Annotated in this window: 17 protein-coding genes; 6 read left to right on the top strand and 11 right to left on the bottom strand. The window is 47.6% G+C overall.

Going from position 1 to position 19,512, the window contains the following annotated elements; translation table 11 throughout:
- Window positions 1-134: 134 nt before the first annotated feature.
- The 6 genes from rpoN (at window position 135) to DW096_RS11820 (ending at window position 6,341) form a co-directional block, all read left to right on the top strand.
- Entirely contained in the window at window positions 135-1,625 is a 1,491-nt protein-coding gene (gene rpoN, locus DW096_RS11845; protein WP_118274604.1) for an RNA polymerase factor sigma-54, read from the top strand.
- Between the two features lie 93 nt (window positions 1,626-1,718).
- Window positions 1,719-2,381: a membrane protein gene (locus tag DW096_RS11840; protein WP_005830565.1), complete on the top strand. Its 663-nt coding sequence runs from the start codon at window positions 1,719-1,721 to the stop codon at window positions 2,379-2,381.
- Window positions 2,382-2,449: 68 nt separating this feature from the next.
- Window positions 2,450-2,830, top strand: coding sequence for a glycine cleavage system protein GcvH (gcvH, locus tag DW096_RS11835; RefSeq protein WP_005834498.1), 381 nt, complete (start codon window positions 2,450-2,452; stop codon window positions 2,828-2,830).
- Window positions 2,831-2,941: 111 nt separating this feature from the next.
- Window positions 2,942-3,451: a 5-(carboxyamino)imidazole ribonucleotide mutase gene (purE, locus tag DW096_RS11830; protein WP_117963244.1), complete on the top strand. Its 510-nt coding sequence runs from the start codon at window positions 2,942-2,944 to the stop codon at window positions 3,449-3,451.
- Between the two features lie 97 nt (window positions 3,452-3,548).
- Complete coding sequence (locus tag DW096_RS11825; RefSeq protein WP_118274606.1) at window positions 3,549-5,414, top strand: 4-hydroxy-3-methylbut-2-en-1-yl diphosphate synthase; 1,866 nt, start codon at window positions 3,549-3,551, stop codon at window positions 5,412-5,414.
- Between the two features lie 12 nt (window positions 5,415-5,426).
- Window positions 5,427-6,341 (top strand): glutaminase, encoded by a 915-nt coding sequence (locus DW096_RS11820; RefSeq protein WP_005834492.1) that lies wholly within the window; start codon window positions 5,427-5,429, stop codon window positions 6,339-6,341.
- Window positions 6,342-6,347: 6 nt separating this feature from the next.
- On the opposite strand, the gene DW096_RS11815 is transcribed toward DW096_RS11820, so the two are convergent.
- The 11 genes from DW096_RS11815 to DW096_RS11775 all read right to left on the bottom strand — a co-directional run bounded on the left by DW096_RS11815 (window position 6,348) and on the right by DW096_RS11775 (window position 19,497).
- Entirely contained in the window at window positions 6,348-7,349 is a 1,002-nt protein-coding gene (locus DW096_RS11815; protein WP_120028766.1) for a metallophosphoesterase, read from the bottom strand.
- Window positions 7,346-8,125, bottom strand: coding sequence for a prolyl oligopeptidase family serine peptidase (locus DW096_RS11810; RefSeq protein WP_118274610.1), 780 nt, complete (start codon window positions 8,123-8,125; stop codon window positions 7,346-7,348). Before DW096_RS11810 ends, DW096_RS11815 begins: the two co-directional genes overlap by 4 nt.
- 11 nt (window positions 8,126-8,136) lie before the next feature.
- Window positions 8,137-8,376, bottom strand: a complete 240-nt coding sequence (locus DW096_RS19575) for a hypothetical protein (RefSeq protein WP_229095737.1) — start codon at window positions 8,374-8,376, stop codon at window positions 8,137-8,139.
- 16 nt (window positions 8,377-8,392) lie between these two features.
- Complete coding sequence (locus tag DW096_RS11805; protein WP_227212833.1) at window positions 8,393-9,796, bottom strand: sulfatase; 1,404 nt, start codon at window positions 9,794-9,796, stop codon at window positions 8,393-8,395.
- Window positions 9,797-9,815: 19 nt separating this feature from the next.
- Window positions 9,816-11,552: a family 43 glycosylhydrolase gene (locus DW096_RS11800; protein WP_057256699.1), complete on the bottom strand. Its 1,737-nt coding sequence runs from the start codon at window positions 11,550-11,552 to the stop codon at window positions 9,816-9,818.
- A gap of 94 nt (window positions 11,553-11,646) precedes the next feature.
- The gene (locus DW096_RS11795; RefSeq protein ID WP_117990937.1) at window positions 11,647-13,380 is read right to left on the bottom strand and encodes a family 43 glycosylhydrolase; all 1,734 of its coding nucleotides are present in this window, start codon (window positions 13,378-13,380) and stop codon (window positions 11,647-11,649) included.
- A gap of 56 nt (window positions 13,381-13,436) precedes the next feature.
- A complete protein-coding gene (locus DW096_RS11790; RefSeq protein ID WP_118931205.1) occupies window positions 13,437-15,002 on the bottom strand; it encodes a sulfatase in 1,566 nt (521 codons plus the stop codon).
- Window positions 15,003-15,035: 33 nt separating this feature from the next.
- A complete protein-coding gene (gene bglX / locus DW096_RS11785) occupies window positions 15,036-17,306 on the bottom strand; it encodes a beta-glucosidase BglX (RefSeq protein ID WP_118931198.1) in 2,271 nt (756 codons plus the stop codon).
- An 11-nt stretch (window positions 17,307-17,317) separates the two neighbouring features.
- Window positions 17,318-17,827 (bottom strand): endonuclease/exonuclease/phosphatase family protein, encoded by a 510-nt coding sequence (locus DW096_RS11780; protein WP_227212835.1) that lies wholly within the window; start codon window positions 17,825-17,827, stop codon window positions 17,318-17,320.
- On the bottom strand, window positions 17,824-17,985 hold the full coding sequence (locus DW096_RS19570) for a hypothetical protein (RefSeq protein WP_227212838.1): 162 nt from the start codon (window positions 17,983-17,985) through the stop codon (window positions 17,824-17,826). The genes DW096_RS11780 and DW096_RS19570 overlap by 4 nt, the downstream gene beginning before the upstream one ends.
- Before the next feature lie 48 nt (window positions 17,986-18,033).
- Window positions 18,034-19,497: a RagB/SusD family nutrient uptake outer membrane protein gene (locus DW096_RS11775; RefSeq protein ID WP_120028767.1), complete on the bottom strand. Its 1,464-nt coding sequence runs from the start codon at window positions 19,495-19,497 to the stop codon at window positions 18,034-18,036.
- Window positions 19,498-19,512 lie beyond the last annotated feature (15 nt).

Genomic DNA, 19,512 nt, shown 5'->3' with positions numbered 1-19,512 from the left:
TTGGCAAAAGCTTGTTTTCTCTTTTCTTGTTAAATATCATCAGAGAGGTTTCGTGTTATCGAACTATTCACTATTTTTGCGGTAAATATCTGAAAGAAGATGCACAATGAGTGCATTGAATAATTTATAAAAATATGGCACAAGGCTCCCGACAAGTACAGACCCAAGCGCAACAGCAGATACAAACGCTGTCGCCGCAACAAATTCTGGTGGTAAAGCTGCTGGAACTTCCCGCCGTGGAACTAGAGGACCGCGTACGTGCCGAACTTCTGGAAAATCCGGCACTGGAAGAGGGTAAGGAGGATACTCCCGGCGACGAATACCCCGACACACCCGATGCGGAAACCGGCTCAGAAGATGGTGGAGACACTAGCTATGATTCTTTAAGCGATTATCTGAACGAAGACGATATCCCCGACTACAAGCTGCAGGAGAACAACCGCAGCAAAGGGGAGCAGGCAGAAGAAATTCCTTTCTCCGACGCCACCTCCTTCTATGAAACCTTGCGCCAGCAGCTCGGCGAGCAGGACTTGACTCCGCACCAGCGCGAACTGGCCGAATATCTCATCGGCTCGCTGGACGACGATGGCCTGCTGCGCAAATCGCTGGACAGTATCAGCGACGAACTCGCCATCTACGCCGGTATCGACGCTTCTCCCGAAGAGCTGGAAGAAGTATTGAAGATTATACAAGACTTCGACCCCGCCGGTCTGGGCGCCCGTACCCTACAAGAGTGCCTGCTCATCCAGATTCGACGTAAGGAAGCGCAACGGCCCATGCCCTCGCCTCCACAATACTATATAGAAGAAGATATTCTTACCCAGTGCTACGAAGAGTTCACCCGCAAGCATTGGGACAAGATTATGCAGAAATTAGGTATCAGCGAAGATACCCTGCAACAAGCCGTTAAGGAAATCTGCAAGCTGAATCCCCGTCCCGGTGCCTCGCTCGGCGAAGCCATCGGCAAGAACATGCAGCAGATTGTGCCCGACTTCCTGGTAGACACTTATGACGACGGTACCATCAACCTGACACTGAACAACCGCAACGTGCCGGAACTGCGCATGAGCCGCGACTTCACCGAGATGGTGGAAGAACACACCAAGAACCGGGCCAACCAGTCTAAGGAATCCCGCGAAGCCATGATGTTCCTCAAACAAAAAATGGATGCCGCACAAGGTTTCATCGATGCCGTGAAGCAACGCCAGAATACGCTGATGACCACCATGCAGGCCATCATAGACCTGCAACGTCCTTTCTTCCTCGAAGGAGACGAGTCATTGCTCCGCCCCATGATTCTGAAAGATGTTGCCGAACGTACCGGGTTGGACATCTCGACCATCTCCCGTGTGAGCAACAGCAAGTATGTACAGACCAACTACGGCATCTACCCGCTGAAATTCTTCTTCAACGACGGCTACACAACCGAAGACGGCGAAGAGATGTCTGTACGCGAAATACGCAAGATACTCAAAGAGTGCATTGACAACGAGGACAAGAAAAAGCCTCTGACCGATGACGAACTGACCGAGCTGCTGAAGGAGAAAGGCTATCCCATAGCCCGCCGCACGGTGGCAAAGTATCGCCAACAGATGAATATCCCCGTGGCAAGACTGAGAAGATGAGAGAAAAGGATGAGCGATTAGGGATTAAGGTTTAAAGATTAGTGCATTCAAATAGTAAATTGTAAATAGTCAAATCGTAAATAAAATTAGGTTGTGGAAGAGCATATTATAGCAGATAAAACTTTAATCAGAACAGCGAAAGTGATTTCGGCGGTATTCACACCGTTCTCCATCCCTTTCCTGGCATTTCTGGTTCTGTTTATATTCTCGTACCTGCGCATCATGCCGTTGCAGTACAAGTTGATAGTATTGGGCGTGGTGTATTGCTTCACCATCCTGATGCCTACACTGACTATCTTCATCTTCCGCAAAATCAACGGTTTCAGTCCGGAAGAACTGGTGGAACGAAAAAGGAGATACATTCCCTTTATTCTGACCATCACTTCTTATGTATTCTGCCTGCTCATGATGCACCGGCTCAATATCCCGTGGTACATGACCGGTATCATACTCTCCGCCCTGGTAGTGATGATAATCTGCGTCATTGTCAACTTAAAATGGAAACTGAGCGAACACATGGCAGGCGCCGGAGCCGTAATTGGTGGACTGGTAGCTTTCAGCGCCTTGTTCAGCTACAATCCCGTATGGTGGCTATGCCTCTTTATACTGGTGGCTGGCGTGCTGGGCACCGCCCGCATCATCCTGCGACACCACACACTGGGCGAAGTTATGGGAGGCTTTGCCGTAGGGCTTATCTGCTCGTTGCTGGTACTCCACCCGCTGAGCAACATACTGTTCCGAATCTTCCTCTTTTAAGAGCCTTGTTTAATTTTTAATTTTCAACTTTTAATTTACATAGTATCAACCCTTAAAAACTAATGATCATGAATTTCCCGACTAATGTAAAGTACACCAAAGAACACGAATGGATTCGCCTGGAAGGTGATGTAGCCTATGTAGGTATTACCGATTATGCACAAGAGCAACTGGGCGACATTGTGTTTGTCGACATCCCGACCGAAGGTGAGACATTGGCTGCCGACGAAGTGTTCGGTACCATCGAAGTAGTAAAAACCATATCAGACCTCTTCCTGCCCGTAACCGGTGAGATTCTGGAGCAAAACGAAGCCCTTGCCGACCAGCCGGAACTGGTAAACCAGGACCCATACGGCGAAGGCTGGCTCATCAAAATCAAACCCGCCGCTGATGCCGACTTCGACAGCCTGCTGGATGCCGAAGCCTACAAAGCGCTGATAAACGAATGAAAGGATTAGGGATTAGGGGTTAGCACCGGATGGAATGATAGCGCAGTCCCTACCCCCTAATCGTTAATCCCTAACCCTTATAAAATTAACCCTTTAATAATTTAAAGATTCATGTCTCCAATCGTTAGCATCATCATGGGCAGCACTTCCGACCTCCCCGTTATGGAGAAGGCCGCGCAATTGCTCAATGACCTGCATGTACCGTTCGAAATGAACGCTCTCTCTGCTCACCGCACACCGGAAGCAGTGGAGGAATTTGCCAAGAATGCTCGCCAACGCGGCATTAAAGTGATTATTGCCGCTGCCGGTATGGCTGCCGCCCTGCCCGGCGTCATTGCTGCCAACACCACACTGCCGGTAATCGGGGTTCCCGTAAAAGGGTCCGCACTCGATGGCGTAGACGCCCTCTACTCCATCATCCAGATGCCTCCGGGCATACCAGTAGCCACCGTTGCCATTAATGGTGCCATGAACGCTGCCATCCTTGCCGTACAGATGCTGGCACTGAGCGATTCCTCATTGGCTGAAACATTCGCCGCCTATAAAGAAGGGCTGAAAAAGAAAATAGTCAAGGCAAATGAGGACTTGAAGGATGTGAAGTACGAATACAAAACCAATTGAGGGATTAGAGATTAAGGATAAGGGATTAGTAAGATGAGATATAGTCCTTATCCCTTATCACTAATCCCTTATCACTAAACGCTAATCACTTATTACCGTGGATTTATTCAACTATTCCCGACGGGAAACATCAGAAGTAAACATCGGAGCCACCCCTATGGGCGGCTCCAATCCTATCCGCATACAAAGTATGACGAACACCGCTACGCAGGACACAGAAGCCAGTGTGGCGCAAGCCAAACGTATTGTCGACGCCGGAGGAGAGTATGTACGCCTCACGGCCCAAGGCATCAAAGAGGCTGAAAACCTGATGAATATCAACATAGGCCTACGCCAGGACGGATATATGGTGCCGCTTGTGGCCGACATTCACTTCAACCCGAAGGTAGCGGACGTGGCAGCACAGTATGTAGAAAAAGTACGCATCAATCCGGGAAACTATGTGGATGCAGCACGTACTTTCAAACATCTGGAGTATACCGATGAAGAGTATGCTCAGGAGTTGCAGAAGATACACGACCGCTTTGTCCCCTTCCTTAATATCTGCAAGGAGAACCATACTGCCATCCGCATCGGCGTAAACCACGGTTCATTATCCGACCGCATCATGTCGCGCTATGGCGATACACCGGAAGGCATGGTGGAATCTTGTATGGAGTTTCTGCGCATCTGCGTACAAGAGAATTTCACGGATGTAGTCATTTCCATCAAGGCATCCAATACAGTGGTCATGGTAAAGACAGTACGCCTGCTGGCAACCGTCATGGAGCAGGAAGGTATGCGATTCCCGCTGCATCTCGGTGTAACGGAAGCCGGAGACGGAGAAGACGGACGCATCAAATCGGCCTTGGGCATCGGCGCCCTGCTGGCAGACGGCTTGGGTGACACCATCCGGGTTTCCCTGAGCGAAGCTCCGGAGGCGGAAATCCCCGTAGCCCGCAAATTGGTGGACTATATCGTGCAGCGCCACGACCATCCTTATATCCCCGGAGCAGATGTGCCGGAATTCAATTATCTCTCTCCCACCCGCCGCGAGACTGCCGCCGTACACAATATCGGCGGAGACAATCTGCCCGTGGTCATTGCCGCACGCCTGGACGGGGACATGGACTTCAATCCGCAATTCGTGCCGGACTATATCTATACGGGACGTTCCATCCCTAAACAACTTCCGGAAGGCATGCAATGCATCATCGATGCCGATGTCTGGATGGAGCACAGTAACGGCGGAACGGAACCGGACAATGCCTGGCCTGCCTTTAAAGGAGACCAGCTTCCTTTCCTAAGCAGCTGCGGCGCTTCTTTGAAATTCCTCTTCATCACGTATATGGGATTGAATGACGAAGCCATCGCCTGCCTGAAGTATCATCCGGAAGTCGTATTGGTTTCGCAAAGCAATCATCCCAACCGATTGGGAGAACAACGCGCCCTGGTACACCAGATGATGAAGGAAGGCCTGAAGAATCCGGTAGCATTCTTTGAACACTACGCAGAGAGCGAATTGGAAAATCTGCAAATCAAAGCGGCGGCAGACATGGGAGCACTCATCTTCGACGGTCTGTGTGACGGTATCCTTCTCTTCAACCAAGGAGAAACCATAAGCGGCAAAGTAGTGGATGCCACTGCTTTCGGTATCCTGCAAGCCGGACGTGTACGTACCAGCAAGACCGAATACATCTCTTGTCCCGGCTGCGGACGCACCCTCTACGACCTGGAAAGTACCATTGCCCGTATCAAGGCAGCCACCGGCCATCTGAAAGGACTCAAGATAGGAATCATGGGATGCATTGTCAACGGTCCCGGAGAAATGGCCGATGCTGATTATGGCTATGTAGGCGCCGGACGAGGCAAAATCAGCCTCTACAAGAAGAAGGAGTGCATCGAAAAGAACATTCCCGAAGAAGAGGCGGTGGAAAAGCTGATAGAACTCATTAGGGACAATGGCGACTATATAGAGAAATAAAAGAACTATAATATGGATTATCAGAAAATACTGAAAGGTATTCATCAAGAAATAGAGCCTTATGCCACTATTGGCAAGCAAGCTGATTACATTCCGGCACTCGCCAAAATCAATCCGGACCAGTTCGGAATGTGCATTCACACCATACAAGGCGAAACCTTCATGCATGGAGAAGCTACTACCGGCTTCTCCATACAAAGTATTTCGAAAGTATTTTCCCTTGCCATGTGCCTAAGCCTTGAAGGAGACAATCTATGGAAAAGAGTGGGTAAAGAACCCTCGGGCACTGCTTTCAACTCGCTAGTGCAACTAGAGGTAGAAAAAGGTATTCCCCGAAATCCATTTATCAATGCCGGCGCCATTGTGATGACCGACATTCTATTGAGCCATTTAAAGCATCCAAAAGAGGAATATATCCGTTTTGTCCGTTCACTCAGCAGAAACAACCAGATTGATTATAATGAAGAAGTAGCCCTATCCGAACGCGAAAACGGCTACCTGAATGCGGCAATTACCAATCTGTTGAAATATCATCATAACATAAACAATGACATAGAACGCGTACTCCGCTTCTATTTCCTGCAATGCTCCATAGAGATGAGCTGTTATGATTTGTCTAAGGCATTTTTACCTTTCGCCAACCATAAACAAGCCTTTGCGTTCGAAAACATCACTCTGACCTCCTCTCAGGTAAAAAGGATCAATGCCATCATGCAAACATGTGGTTTTTATGACGAAGCCGGAGAGTTCTCTTATCTAGTAGGCCTTCCTGGAAAAAGTGGTGTAGGAGGCGGCATAGCTGCAGTTTATCCACTGCGTTATTCAGTCGCAGTATGGAGCCCAAGACTGAACCAGAAAGGGAATTCCGTTATGGGCATCAAGGCTTTGGAACTGCTGACCACACAGACACAGGAATCTATTTTCTGAAAAATTTCAGCGTAGATATTTATCAAAGTCCACCTCTTTGAACTTAAAGTTATGATGTTCGGAGGGGTGGTAGGCTTTATTCCAAGTCGAATAGGTCTTCACATCTATCTCCCTTGTCTTCTGGTTAAAAGTTACAATGCGTAAGTAGCCCTCACCTCCCAATCTACTGCCTTCCACACCACGCTGATAGTTTGCCAGCATCTGATACACTTTATTTCCCTCTTTCCCTATAGAGACCAGCGTGCCGACTCCGCTTTTCAAGACATGCCCACAAAAGACAGCTATCACATTGCGATGTTTGAGAAGCAATTTCTCCCAGATTCCAGCACCATCGTTCACTGTGCGCCCAGACTCTTTGCCGATGCCATATCCTTGAGGGCGCCACCAGTCTTTCCCGTCATGCAACGTACTGTCACAATACAAATAGGCGTGTGTATTCAATATGACAAGCTTATCCGGATGAATACCCACTATGGAATCGGCCCATTGCAGAGCCTCATCAGAAGGCCCGAATTCCAGATTCAAGACCAGCCAATCGGTATCGCCCGACCTAAGGTTTATGTAATAGTTATCCAATGTCTTTCCATCCGCACTGCCTCCCCAATAACTCTTCTGCTTATAGTCAGAAAGAGGAAAATACTTGTTGGCCATTGCAGTGTTATGTATGTCCGAAAACTTACCGGGTTTACTGCCAATATCGTGATTTCCCCATACGACAGAATAAGGTATTCCTGCTTGGCTGACACGATGAAAAGCTTTCTGCATATATGCCCATTCCACCGGAGAATTATCTTGTGTCAAATCTCCCACTTGGAACACGGCATCTATTTTCTTACAGTTGGCAACCAACCAGTCCACTTGCGAATCGAAGACCTCCGGACATTGCTCCAGATAAGTCTGCGTATCCGGCAATACCACAAAAGTACTTACCCGACCGGAAGTGGTGCAAGAAGTTAAAAAAGCGCCCCCTAAAAAGAGCGCTCCGATAACAGACAATATTCTCATCATTTTTTCTTCTGATTAAACAGCCACTCCATAAACTCAGAATCATTGAACGCCGGTGTCCAACTGCCATGATTGACTCCAGGGAATTCGATATACTCAACATCGGCACCGGCAGCCTTCAAGGCCTTGTAAGCCTGACGCGAACCTTCTACCGGAACAATGTTATCGGCATCTCCGTGATAAATACGGAACTTCACGTCTTTGGCGGCAGAAAGCCTTGCCGGATTCACAATACCACAGATGGGAACGGCTGCGGCAAAAACTTCGGGATAACGTATCGCCAAATCAAACGTCCCCATACCGCCCATGGAAAGTCCCATCACATAAATCCGGTCTTTATCCACCTGGGGCATAGCCAAATAGGTATCCAGCAACTCCTTCAATGTGCGGAATATACGCGTAGGCTCCTGTACCTCGGGCATTTCTCCAGGTACAAACGACTTGGGACGACCCACATAAGCCCAATAATCTTCCTTAGGACACTGGGGAGCCAATACAAAAGCCGGATATTCTTCTCTGTTCACCGGATTGAGCCACATCTGCCCACCATGCACCAATTGCTTTTGATTATCATCTCCTCGTTCGCCCGCACCATGCAGAAAAAGCACCAACGGATATTTCTGCCCTGCCTTTTCTGCTTCGGGACGCAGCAAACGGTACTTCAACGAATCTCCCTGCGAAGAGACATACACTTTCTTTTCATACTCTCCATACAACTCCTGCGCATACATACACACAGACATCAACAGCATCAAGGCTGTACAAACTATATTCTTCATATTTTATAAAATTAATGTTCAATCAAGAAGTTTACTATCTCACTTTTCTTATATCCTACCCGGAAAGCCTGCACTGCCACCCGGTCTCCTTTACGGACAGCAAACGGCTCAACATATAGACTCCAATGTTTCTCTCCATTCCGTCCCCGACCATTCAACTGATAGGCATAAGAGACTCCAGGAGTGGAACACTCCAGCTTGACCTGCCCCCCTCTGTACAATCTGCGGAGCTGACACGAGCGGCTGTACACCGTCCGGCCACATAGTTTATACTATTTCCGGTTCTGTCAGCGGACGACATTGCCAATATTTCCTTTCCCACTGCCGATACACCTTCCGCAAACGGTCAATGTCTTTCCGGTAAGCCGAATCATTAATCAGATTGCACATCTCATGAGGGTCTTTCTCCAAATCATAGAACTCTTCACGCTGACGGGGCCAGACAAACCAGCTTTCTTGATTCTCATCGAGTGCGCCTTCTTCATGGAGTTGAAGCATACGGCGCATCATCGGCATGTTCAGACGAAATCCTACCGGCTGATAGCCGGGCTGATTGGGAGTATAATTACAGATATAACGATAACGGCAATCGCGCACGCCCCCCTGCTGGTCATAGCACTTATCCATACGGTCACGTGCGGCAAAAACATAGCGCCGCGATGGCGAAGCATATTTCCCAGCAAATGCCTTGCCATCCATATAGGCAGGAGGCTTGATACCCGCCAATGAAAGAATCGTGGGTGGAATGTCAATGACACTGCGAAGTCCATCATCAATACTGCCGGCCAATCGTCCGTCCGGATAACGGATAATGAGAGGAATATGGGTACCAACCTCTGTTATTTCACGTTTCTGCCGAGGAAGCGGTCCGCCATTATCCGAATAAAAGATAAGAATAGTATTATCCCACTCGCCTGCAGCCTTCAGTTCATCAATCATCTGGCGGACAAAACAGTCCATGCGGTAAATATTGCTGTACATGACAGCTATGTCGCGGCGCACAATGCTGTCCTCAGGATAATAGGGAGGCAGTACCACATCGTCGGGAGAGACGTATAGCGTATCCTTTGCACTTTCCCATACCTTCTGCTCATGCGAAGCAAGGGTATTGAATATAGCGAAAAAAGGCATTCCCTTAGGACGATTGCGCCAATGCGCCTGCCTACCGCATTCGTCCCAAGCTGTCAAAGGCGATAGAAACTGATAGTCGGTCTTCGGATTGTTCGTACAATAATAACCAGCGGCACGCAACAGCTCAGTATAGCATTTAATTCCTTCAGACAACACAATATCGTAACCGGTTACTGCTGGCGGACGTGCAATCTGCCCCCCTTGCGTACGCATATAATTAGCTTTAATATGTGTGGGATACATTCCCGTGATGAGTGCCGCACGCGAAGGAGCACTGACACCCACTGTCTCGTAAAGGCTGGTATAGCGTACGCCCTCTGCCGCAAGGGCGTCAATAGTGGGAGTCACTGCCACACTGTCACCAAAACAGCGTAGCCAAGGACTGATGTCTTCGCATACCACACAAACAATGTTGGGACGAACAACCTCGCCATCCTCTGCAGCAGAAACAGAAGTTCCACCGGCCTTTACTCCCTGCGATACAGCACAAGCTGCCCAAACGGTACCACCACACAAAAAAGAGTGTATTATCTGTTTCATTATTACTCAATTTACATAATCAGTGAGCCTCTCGAAGAAAGACACGTTGCGAAATACCATTTTCATTAAACGATTCGATGGCAAAATAATATTTTTGTCCCACCGTGAGGGCACGTAAGTCTAATGAATTATCGCCATATACCATCCACGAACTATACAATTTATCAGGAGCAACACCCCACAATACATTATAGCCTTGCGCACCCTTCACCGATTTCCAAGAAATGCGGGCATTACGTTCGTCCGCTTCACGCACTACCGTAAAACCTTTTACCGTAGCCGGTTTTTTCCCACGTCCCAAACCGAACACGCGAATATCCCCCATTGCCAGATTCTTGCCCGGCACGTAATGGTGGCGATAACGAATATAGCGTGCTTCTATCGGTTGATCCAGTTCTATGTAATTATGAGGGGCATCACGGAAACTGTTGCGATAGTCCACCAATACCCGCCAACGGGCACCATCCACCGAAGCTTCTACAAGATAGCGTTGCCGGAGGTTTGGCATACGTCCCCAAAATCCGGTTTCCTCATAGTCAAAGAAATTCAGTTGCAAGGCATACACGTCACTCACTTCTTCAAGGTCTATCTCCACCCATTGCTTATCGTCATTTTTTCCGGCCACCCAGAAGGTTTTCAAGTTCTCGTCCGTCACATTTTCCACCGGATAACTTTCCAATTGCGAAGAAGCCTTCACGGGTTTGCCATAAGAAAGCAACATCCAGCCCCGGAAACCACCGCTTGTCGTCTGTCGCGAAACCTGGTCGGGAGAATAGTGAGGATAGTCACCGAAGTAAGTATCAGAGTACATCACACCGTCTTCATCAAAAAATGTAGGAAACATACATAACCTACGCTCAAACTTATAATTAATGGACAGATGGATTGTACCGAAATGCCAGTATATTCCTCCCGGACCACAAACCGTACTTCCATGCCCGGCACCGGTAGCAAATCCTCCCGGCTTGTAGCAGAACGGATTATGAGCCGCATACTGAAAGGGACCCAAAGGAGATTTTCCTACATAAACACCGTCACCATACACATTGAACTGAGTGCCCGGAGCGGCATATTGCAAATAATATTTCCCATTGTGTTTCGTCATCCACGCACCCTCGATGAATGGCTTGATGTCACTGGTATGATTTTCGCCAAAACGTTCCCACCCATGAATGTCAGGACGGAGAAAGAGCAGTGAATCCGGCTTTTTCGCTATCGGCAGGAATTTATTCTTCATATCAAGTTCCTTACCACGGATAGGCCAACGGTTGGAAGACCCCCAATACATATAAGCACGTTCATCATCATCAATGAAAAGGGCAGGATCCTGAAGGTCGTGGAGTACCGATGGCACTGCCTTCCAGTCCCCCCGTTTGGGATTATCGGTATAAAGTATGCTCATGGCTCCGGATGGATTCCCACAAACATAGAGTACGGAATCTTTATAATTATGGGCAGCAGGAGCATTGCAACCTTCGAAATACCATTTTTCGGGAGTAATAAAGTCCCAATTCAGCAAGTCCTTGGAATGCCAGTAACCCCAGGAACGGGTAACGAACATATAATACTCCCCCCGAAACTCCACTACAGCAGGGTCGGCACCCGAACGATAGGACTTGCCCAAATGGGAATTGTGAAAAGGATAAGTATAGTCCAGATTAAGAGGGTTACAGTAGGTAGTAGTACGATATTGTGCATGTAATGAACCGACGAACAACAACATCAACCAAGCGATGCAATACGACTTTTTATCCATAGTTTTATTAAGCTGACAATAAACAAAATACACATAAAACGACAAATGAGGGTGTGTCAAAACGGTTGATGGCACACCCTCATTTTACAACACATTATCTCACTTCTTTAACGGCAGAAATTTGAGATACACCGCTTTCATTGAAAGCTTCGATAGCAAAATAATATTCCTGGTCGGTAGAGAGACATTTCATCAGATGCCTACACTCGTCACCATACACCATCCAAGAACTGTAAAGCTTGTCCGGCGCAATACCCCAAAGGATGTTGTATCCTTGTGCACCTTTCACCGGTTTCCAAGTCAGCGTGATGTCACGACGATCTTCGTGACGGTGAGGGTCAAATGTCTTCACTTGAGCAGGCGCCTTACCTTCGCCCAGACCGAAAATACGGATGGCAGAAATGGAAAGGTGCGGTGTAGGAACATGAATGTTTTTGTAACGTACATAACGTACCCGAGCAGGGGTTTCCAATTCCACGTAATCGTGCGGAGTATCCTTGAAACTATTGCTGCGGTTGACGAGGCGCGTCCAGTTGATGCCGTCCACAGAACCTTCGATGGTATAACGGTGGCGTAGGCTGGGATAACGGCCATACATGTCACTCTTATAATCGTTGTAATTCACCTGAATAGCGTTTACAGTGGCAGGTGCCTGAAGGTCTATCTCCACCCACTGTGTTTCATCGTTGGAAGAAGCCAGCCAATAAGTCTTGCAATTCTCGTCCGTCAATCCGGCAGCAGTATGACCTTCTACAGCCGAAGAACCTCTGGCAGGCTTGTTGTAAGAAAGAAGCATCCAGCCGCGGAACTCACCCTTCTTTCCAGGCACAGTAGGCGCATAACGGGGATAATCACCAAAACGGGTGTCGCAATACATGATGCCGTCTTCGTCAAAATAAGTAGGGAACATGCAGAGACGGCGTTCCCAGTGCATATTAATGGGCAGAGCCATGGAACCGAAATGCCAGTATTGCCCACCCGGTCCGAGCACCGTACTTCCATGACCGGCACCGTTGATATAACCGCCAGGCTTATAGGAAATGGGGTTATGTTTCTGATAGGTATAAGGTCCCATCGGATGGTCGGCCACATATACACCATCGGCATATACATTGAACTGAGTGCCCGGAGCGGCATATTGCATGTAATACCTCCCGTTGTGCTTTGTCAACCACGGTCCTTCGATATAGCCGCCCAGCACGGTATCGGCATGATTTTCTCCAAAACGTTCCCAACCATGTTTCTCTGGGTCGAGATTGAAAAGTTCCAGCTTCTCGCCTTCTTGTATGAAACGATGGTTCTTGTTGAGCTTCATGCCGCGAATGGGCCACTTGTTGGAAGAGCCCCAGAACATGTAAGCACTGCCGTCATCATCAAGAAAAAGGTCAGGGTCTTGCAAGTTGGTGATGATGGCAGGAGTGGCTTTCCAGTTACCCGACTTGGGGTTGTCGGTATAAAGCACACTCATCACACCCGAAGGATCGCCACAGACATAAAGTACTGAATCCTTGTAGTTATGTGCCGCCGGAGCGTTACAACCTTGTGGATACCAGTTTTCCCCCGGATTGATAAAATTCCAGTTTTGCAAATCCGTAGAATGCCAGTAGCCGTGCGTACGGGTAACGAACATATAATATTCTCCACGAAACTCTACTACGGCAGGGTCGGCACCCGAGCGGTAGGAGATATCTTTCGAAGAATTGTATATCATATAGGTATAGTCTACATTCAGCGGATTACAATAAGTATCCATGCGCATGTCCTGCGCCAAAAGGGGAGACGCCAAGCATAATAATGCCAGCAGCAGATTAGTAATCAGTCTTCTCATTATCTTTTATCTTTATTATCAGGTTATTAATGTTCAATATGTCTTCCGGTAGCTTTTCAGCGGCATAACTCCTGCGGCACATCGTATTCTTTTTGCAAGCGTGCCAGTTCAGCCTTCAGTTCGGTGGTAATCTTCTCCATTCCCTTCTTCCCATAAAGATTGTGCATCTCTTCAGGGTCTGTCTTGAGATCATAAAGTTCCCAATTGTCATCCACGTAGAAGTGCATCAGCTTGTAGCGTTCCATCTTCACACCGTAATGGGCACGCACGCTGTGGAAGCCGGGAAACTCATAATAGTGATAGTACAAGGACTTACGCCAGTCGCGCGGTGTCTTGCCTTTTTCCACCAGTTCCTTGAACGAAACGCCCTGCATGTCCTGCGGAATGGAGATGCCGCACATATCAAGGAAAGTAGGAGCAAAGTCGATGTTCTGGGTCAGACCTGTAACTTGCGTACCCGGTTTGATATGTCCCGGCCAGCGCATCACCATCGGCATACCAAAAGACTCTTCGTACATGAAACGCTTGTCAAACCAGCCATGTTCGCCCAAGTAGAAGCCTTGATCGGTGGTATAGACTACAATCGTATTCTTGTCCAACCCCGTACGTTTGAGATAGTCCAGTATCTCGCCCACACTCTCGTCCACACTTGCTACACAAGCCATGTAGTCTTGCAGGTAACGTTGGTATTTCCATTCAGCCACTTCCTTAAATGAACGTGGCTTGGAATAGAACTCATTATTTCGATCGCGGTAAGCATCAAGGAAACGGCGGCGTTCTTCCGGTGTCATTGTTCCCATGAAAGCGTGCGGCCAAGGGTCAAAGAGCAGGCTGTCGCTATCGATACCCGCAACCATCTTCAAATCGTGACCTTCGTACATGTCACGGTATATACTCATCTTCTGCATCTGTGCTGCGTAACGTCCCTCATAGGCATCGTAATAATTATCGGGAAGCGGGAACTTGGCGTGTTCATACAAACGATAATGCCGTTCGGCAGGTACCCAATTGCGGTGAATGGCTTTGTGGTGCATCATCAGGAAGAACGGCTTGTTCTTGTCACGACCGTTGTCCATCCATTCCTCACAATATTGAGTAATGAGGTCGGTCACATATCCTTTATGAATAGTAGTGTCCCCCTCGGTAATGAACTGTGGGTTACAGTATTCGCCTTGGTCATTGAGAATCATCCAATGGTCAAATCCCGTCGGCTTGGAAATAAGATGCCATTTACCGATGACGGCAGTCTCATAGCCGCCTTGTTGCAACAGTTTAGGCAACGTCTGCTGAGAGCCGTCGAAACCTAGTGCCCAATTCTTCATGAAGCCGTTCTTATGGCTATGCTTGCCAGTAAGTATCGCGGCGCGACTGGGGCCTGAAATAGAATTACAGCAATAATTATTCCAGAACACAGCTCCTTCCTGCCCGATACGGTCAATATTAGGAGTAGGTGCCACTTTACCTATAGGATGACCATAGATACTCATAGCCTGCTGTGCATGGTCATCACTCATGATAAAAATAATGTTAGGACGTTCACCGTCTTGCCTGCCTTGTTCCTGAGCCTGAACAGCAGGAACCAATGGAAGCATGGCAAGTCCTAAAGATAGTTTATGATTCATCATCTTCAATGATTTATAAGATTTTTCAATTTATCATATCAACGTAAAAACAGATTCATTCCGCTCATCTGCCGACGATGTTCCTACCCAGAGCCGGAATTCCCCCGGTTCCACCTGCATCTTCATATCAGCACCACAAAAGGCAAGGTCTTCTTCAGTCAGCACAAATGTCAGCGACTTCTTCTCGCCAGCCTTGAGATACAGCTTTTGAAAACCCTTCAATTCTTTCACCGGACGAGTCACACTTCCCACAAGGTCGCGAATATAAAGCTGTACCACCTCTTCACCACCGACTTTACCGATATTGGCTACATCCACTGTAACGGTAAGTGTTTCCCCCTTTTTCAGCTCCTCCTTGTCCAACTTCAAGTTATCCACCTCAAAGCTAGTATAACTTAAGCCATATCCAAAAGGATAAAGCGGAGAATTGGGACAGTCAATATAAGAAGACTTGTAATCCATCTTCGGATTGTCCGGAGGAAGCGGTCGTCCGGTGTTCTTGTGGTTATAGTAAAGCGGGAGCTGCCCCACCGAACGTGGAAAACTCATTGTCAGCTTTCCGGCAGGATTATAGTCGCCTGCGATGACATCGGCAATGGCATGACCACCCATCGTGCCCGGATACCAGGCTTCGAGAATAGCATCCATATTCTCGTCCTCCCAAGTAAGTTCCAGCGGACGACCGTTCATCAATACCAATCCGATGGGCTTACCCGTTTTCTTAAGTTCCTTCAGCAAGTCGCGCTGCGAAGCAGGCAGGGTGATGTCCGTGCGGCAAGCAGCCTCGGCACTCCAGTTCTGGTCTTCACCGGCAGCAACCAGAATGACATCTGCCTGACGAGCCACGGACACAGCTTGTGCAAATCCTGCAGTTCCAGGCTTACGAAGATCGCAGCCTTCGGCATAAAGAAAACGTACGTTCGAGTTTCCGTACTTTTTTTCCAACCCTTCAAAAAGAGTGACACTCCGTTGACGGTCTCCCCGTCCACCCCAACCACCGTTCACACTGTTACGTTCTTTCACCATAGGGCCTATCAAAGCTACAGTCTTACGTTCAGAGGGTTGTATCGGGAAAAAGTCATTCTCATTCTTCAACAATACTACCGACTTACGAGCAGCATCGCGCGCTGCTTCCAAGAACTCGGGTTTCATGATAGTAGCCTTCTCACGCTCCTCATTCAGATAGCGGTAAGGATCGTCCATAATGCCTAAAAGGAATTTCATCTCCAGAATGCGGCGTACGGCATTATCAATGGTTTCTTCGTTCACCTTGCCCTCTTTCACGGCTTGCAGCAGATGTGCATGAAACACACCTCCGGTCATATCCATCTCGATGCCCGCATTGGCAGCCAACTCGGCGGCATGAGCCTCGTCGCGTGCCACGCCGTGGGGAACAAGCTCATTGATAGCCGTATAATCCGTCACTACAAAACCGTTGAACCTCCACTCATCGCGAAGCACATCCTGATAAAGGAACTTACTGGAAGTGCAAGGCACACCGGAAATCTCATTGAAGGCAGTCATGAAAGTAGCCACACCCGCATCTTTGGCAGCCTTGAAAGGTGGGAAATAAATATCGCGCAAAGAGCGCTCGGACACATCAGTCGTATTATAATCACGACCAGCTTCAGCAGCACCATATGCACAGAAGTGTTTGGCGCAAGCCAGCATCTTGTCCAGCCGCATCAAGTCTTCGGGCTTCTCACCCTGGAAACCGCGTACACGTGCGGCAGAGAGCAATGAACCCAGATAAGGATCCTCACCAGAGCCTTCCATTACCCGTCCCCAACGTGCATCACGTGAAATGTCCACCATGGGGGCAAAAGTCCAGTTAACACCCACTGCCGAAGCTTCGGCAGCGGCAATGGACGCACTTCTTTCTGCCAGTTCAGCGTCCCAGGCACACGACTCGGCCAAAGGAATAGGGAATATCGTTTTAAAACCGTGTATCACATCGAAAGCAAAAAGCACTGGAATCTTCAACCGGGATTCCGCTAGTGCCGTCTCTTGTGTCTTACGGATGGCGGCAGAAGAAGTGGCATGGAAAAGACTGCCTATGTATCCTTTCTTCAATAGAGGTTCAATGTCCGTATTTACTTGCGGACCGGTCACAATATCGCTCTTGGCAGAATATTGGGTCATCTGACCTATTTTCTCTTCAAGTGTCATCAAGGCAAGTACAGAATCGACACGCTCTTCTATCCGTTTGTCACCGCTGTAACTCTGCCAATCACCGGCTCCTGAAGTACATGCCGTACTCACAGAAAGTATTAGGGCAGCTCCAATCAATAATTTCTTTTTCATAGTAAATGCTTTTATAGTTTTAAGATAGCCATTACGGGAGCATGATCGGAGAGATAGCCGTTGTCCGGCTTATCATCAATGGTTCGGTAACGCTCCACCTCTACAGCACCTTTTATAAAAATAAAATCTATCAACCTACGTTTCTCTACCGGGATGCGCCCGAAGTCATGGAAACTCCATGTCGGTCCGTAAGCGACTTTCGCCGTAACGCAAGCATTCTTCATTCCACCTTCCGTCAATACAGTGACCGGCTCGGAATCTACCGTTCCATTAAAGTCTCCGGTAACAATTACCGGAAGGTCACCCGCTATTTGTTTTATCTTCTCAAGTATCAGCACGGCACTTTCGCGACGTGCCACTTTACCTACATGATCGAAATGAGTATTGAAAGCAGCTATTTCCCTACCACTCACCTTGTCTTTCAGTACCGCCCAAGTCACAATACGCTCGCAAGCCGCATCCCAGCCTTTCTTTCCGATGGAATCAGGAGTTTCACTCAGTCCGAAGTCTCCGTTCTTCAAAAGTTCAAAACGATCTGTCTTATAGAAAACGCCACATGGTCCAAACGGATGTTGAACGACATCACCTCTACCTCGGCTTCCGGTTGCTTGCCGCACGAAGCGACAAGCAATGCGAAAGCAACCAATACACTATTGAAAAACACGTTTTCTATAGTCATAATCCTTTTTAATATATGTAAAACCTAATCAACTAACGTTCCTCAAAACTATTCATCTTTCGGTTCAAGCAACAAATCCGGGATTTGAGTGTATTGGTTAAAAGGAACTGGAAAGTATTGATTCTCTTCCGTCCAATTCAACTCCTTCAATTCCGTTGCTGCTAAACCGGTACGAAGAAGATCAGTATAACGTTCACCCCACTCAAAGAATAACTCCATACGACGTTCGTCAAGCACTTGATTAACAGTTACATTTGTAAGTTCCGGCATTTCAGCACGCCTTCTTACTTCATTGAATGGAGCATCACCGTTTTTCCCATTTCTGATTTTAGCCTCTGCATTCATAAGAAGGACATCAGCATATCGGAAAATACGGATATTATTATTTGTACCATACTTCGTACGTCCAGGAGTAAGCTGGCTCGCTGGAGTATAAGCCTTACCGTTCCAACAATCTGCATTCGCCGGATTTTTCCGCGGATTAATATAGTCACCACTCGGAGTCGTTTCACCCGCCAGCAAAAATGAGGTAGTGGCACGTACAGTTTCTCCACGCTCATAAGCCCAATCCCGGAAAGATTCATAAACACCACAGTGTCCCCAACCGGAAATGTTCCCGGAGTTGACTGGTCCTTGACAAATAAACCACTCACCCGGTTCTACCAAATCACCGGAACCATTACCGAAATCAGTACACTGGCACTCGAAGATAGACTCGTCACATAACTTCCCGGGAATCTTAAACAACTGATAATAATCAGAATAAAGAGAAAAATTACCGTTTGAAATAATATCATCTGTGAGTTCCTCTACTTTATCATAATTCCCCATATTCAGATAAATCTTAGCAGCCAAAGTAGCAGCAGAAAAAGCCGTTACAGCACCAATATGAGAACTTTGATTAGGGCGTATACGAGGCATGTTATCAATGCCATACTGCAAGTCTTTCAATGCATATTTATAAACGGCATCAACCGTAGAGCGCTGCAAATCTGTCTGATTATTATCACGAAGGATAGTAACCGGACCAAAAGCCTGAACCATACGGAAATAAGCGTATGCTCGCATGAACATGACTTCACCCCGATATGCCTTATAGTTTTTCATATCGCCGTCATTTTTTATGTTCTCTGCATACAAATCCAAGGTTTCAATGGCAGAATTGGCGACTTTGATGATATTATAATACTGTTTCCATATTTCATCAATCCCCCAAAAAGAATCATCATATTTATAGAAACCTACATTTTTAAAAATGTCATTCTGAACTCCATATATATCCTGCTCACGAATCGTAGTAAGCTCCCAAATGACCCAGTGCATACCGCTGGTACGGATTTTGGCATATACACCGGAAACGGGCTGGTACATATTTTCAAGATTTGTGTAATCCACCTTTTCCTCCGGCACTTTGCCCTCAGGCTCTTTATCCAGAAAATCATCACACGATGTGATTGAAAACATCATCAGAGCAGACGTTATATATATCAATGGTTTCACTAAAGCTTTCATCATAGCTAATATCTT

This window comes from Bacteroides sp. AM07-18 (assembly GCF_003602695.1).
GTDB lineage: Bacteria > Bacteroidota > Bacteroidia > Bacteroidales > Bacteroidaceae > Bacteroides > Bacteroides uniformis.
Note: the sequence above shows the minus strand (reverse complement) of the source record. Positions and strands in the feature narration are given on the sequence as shown.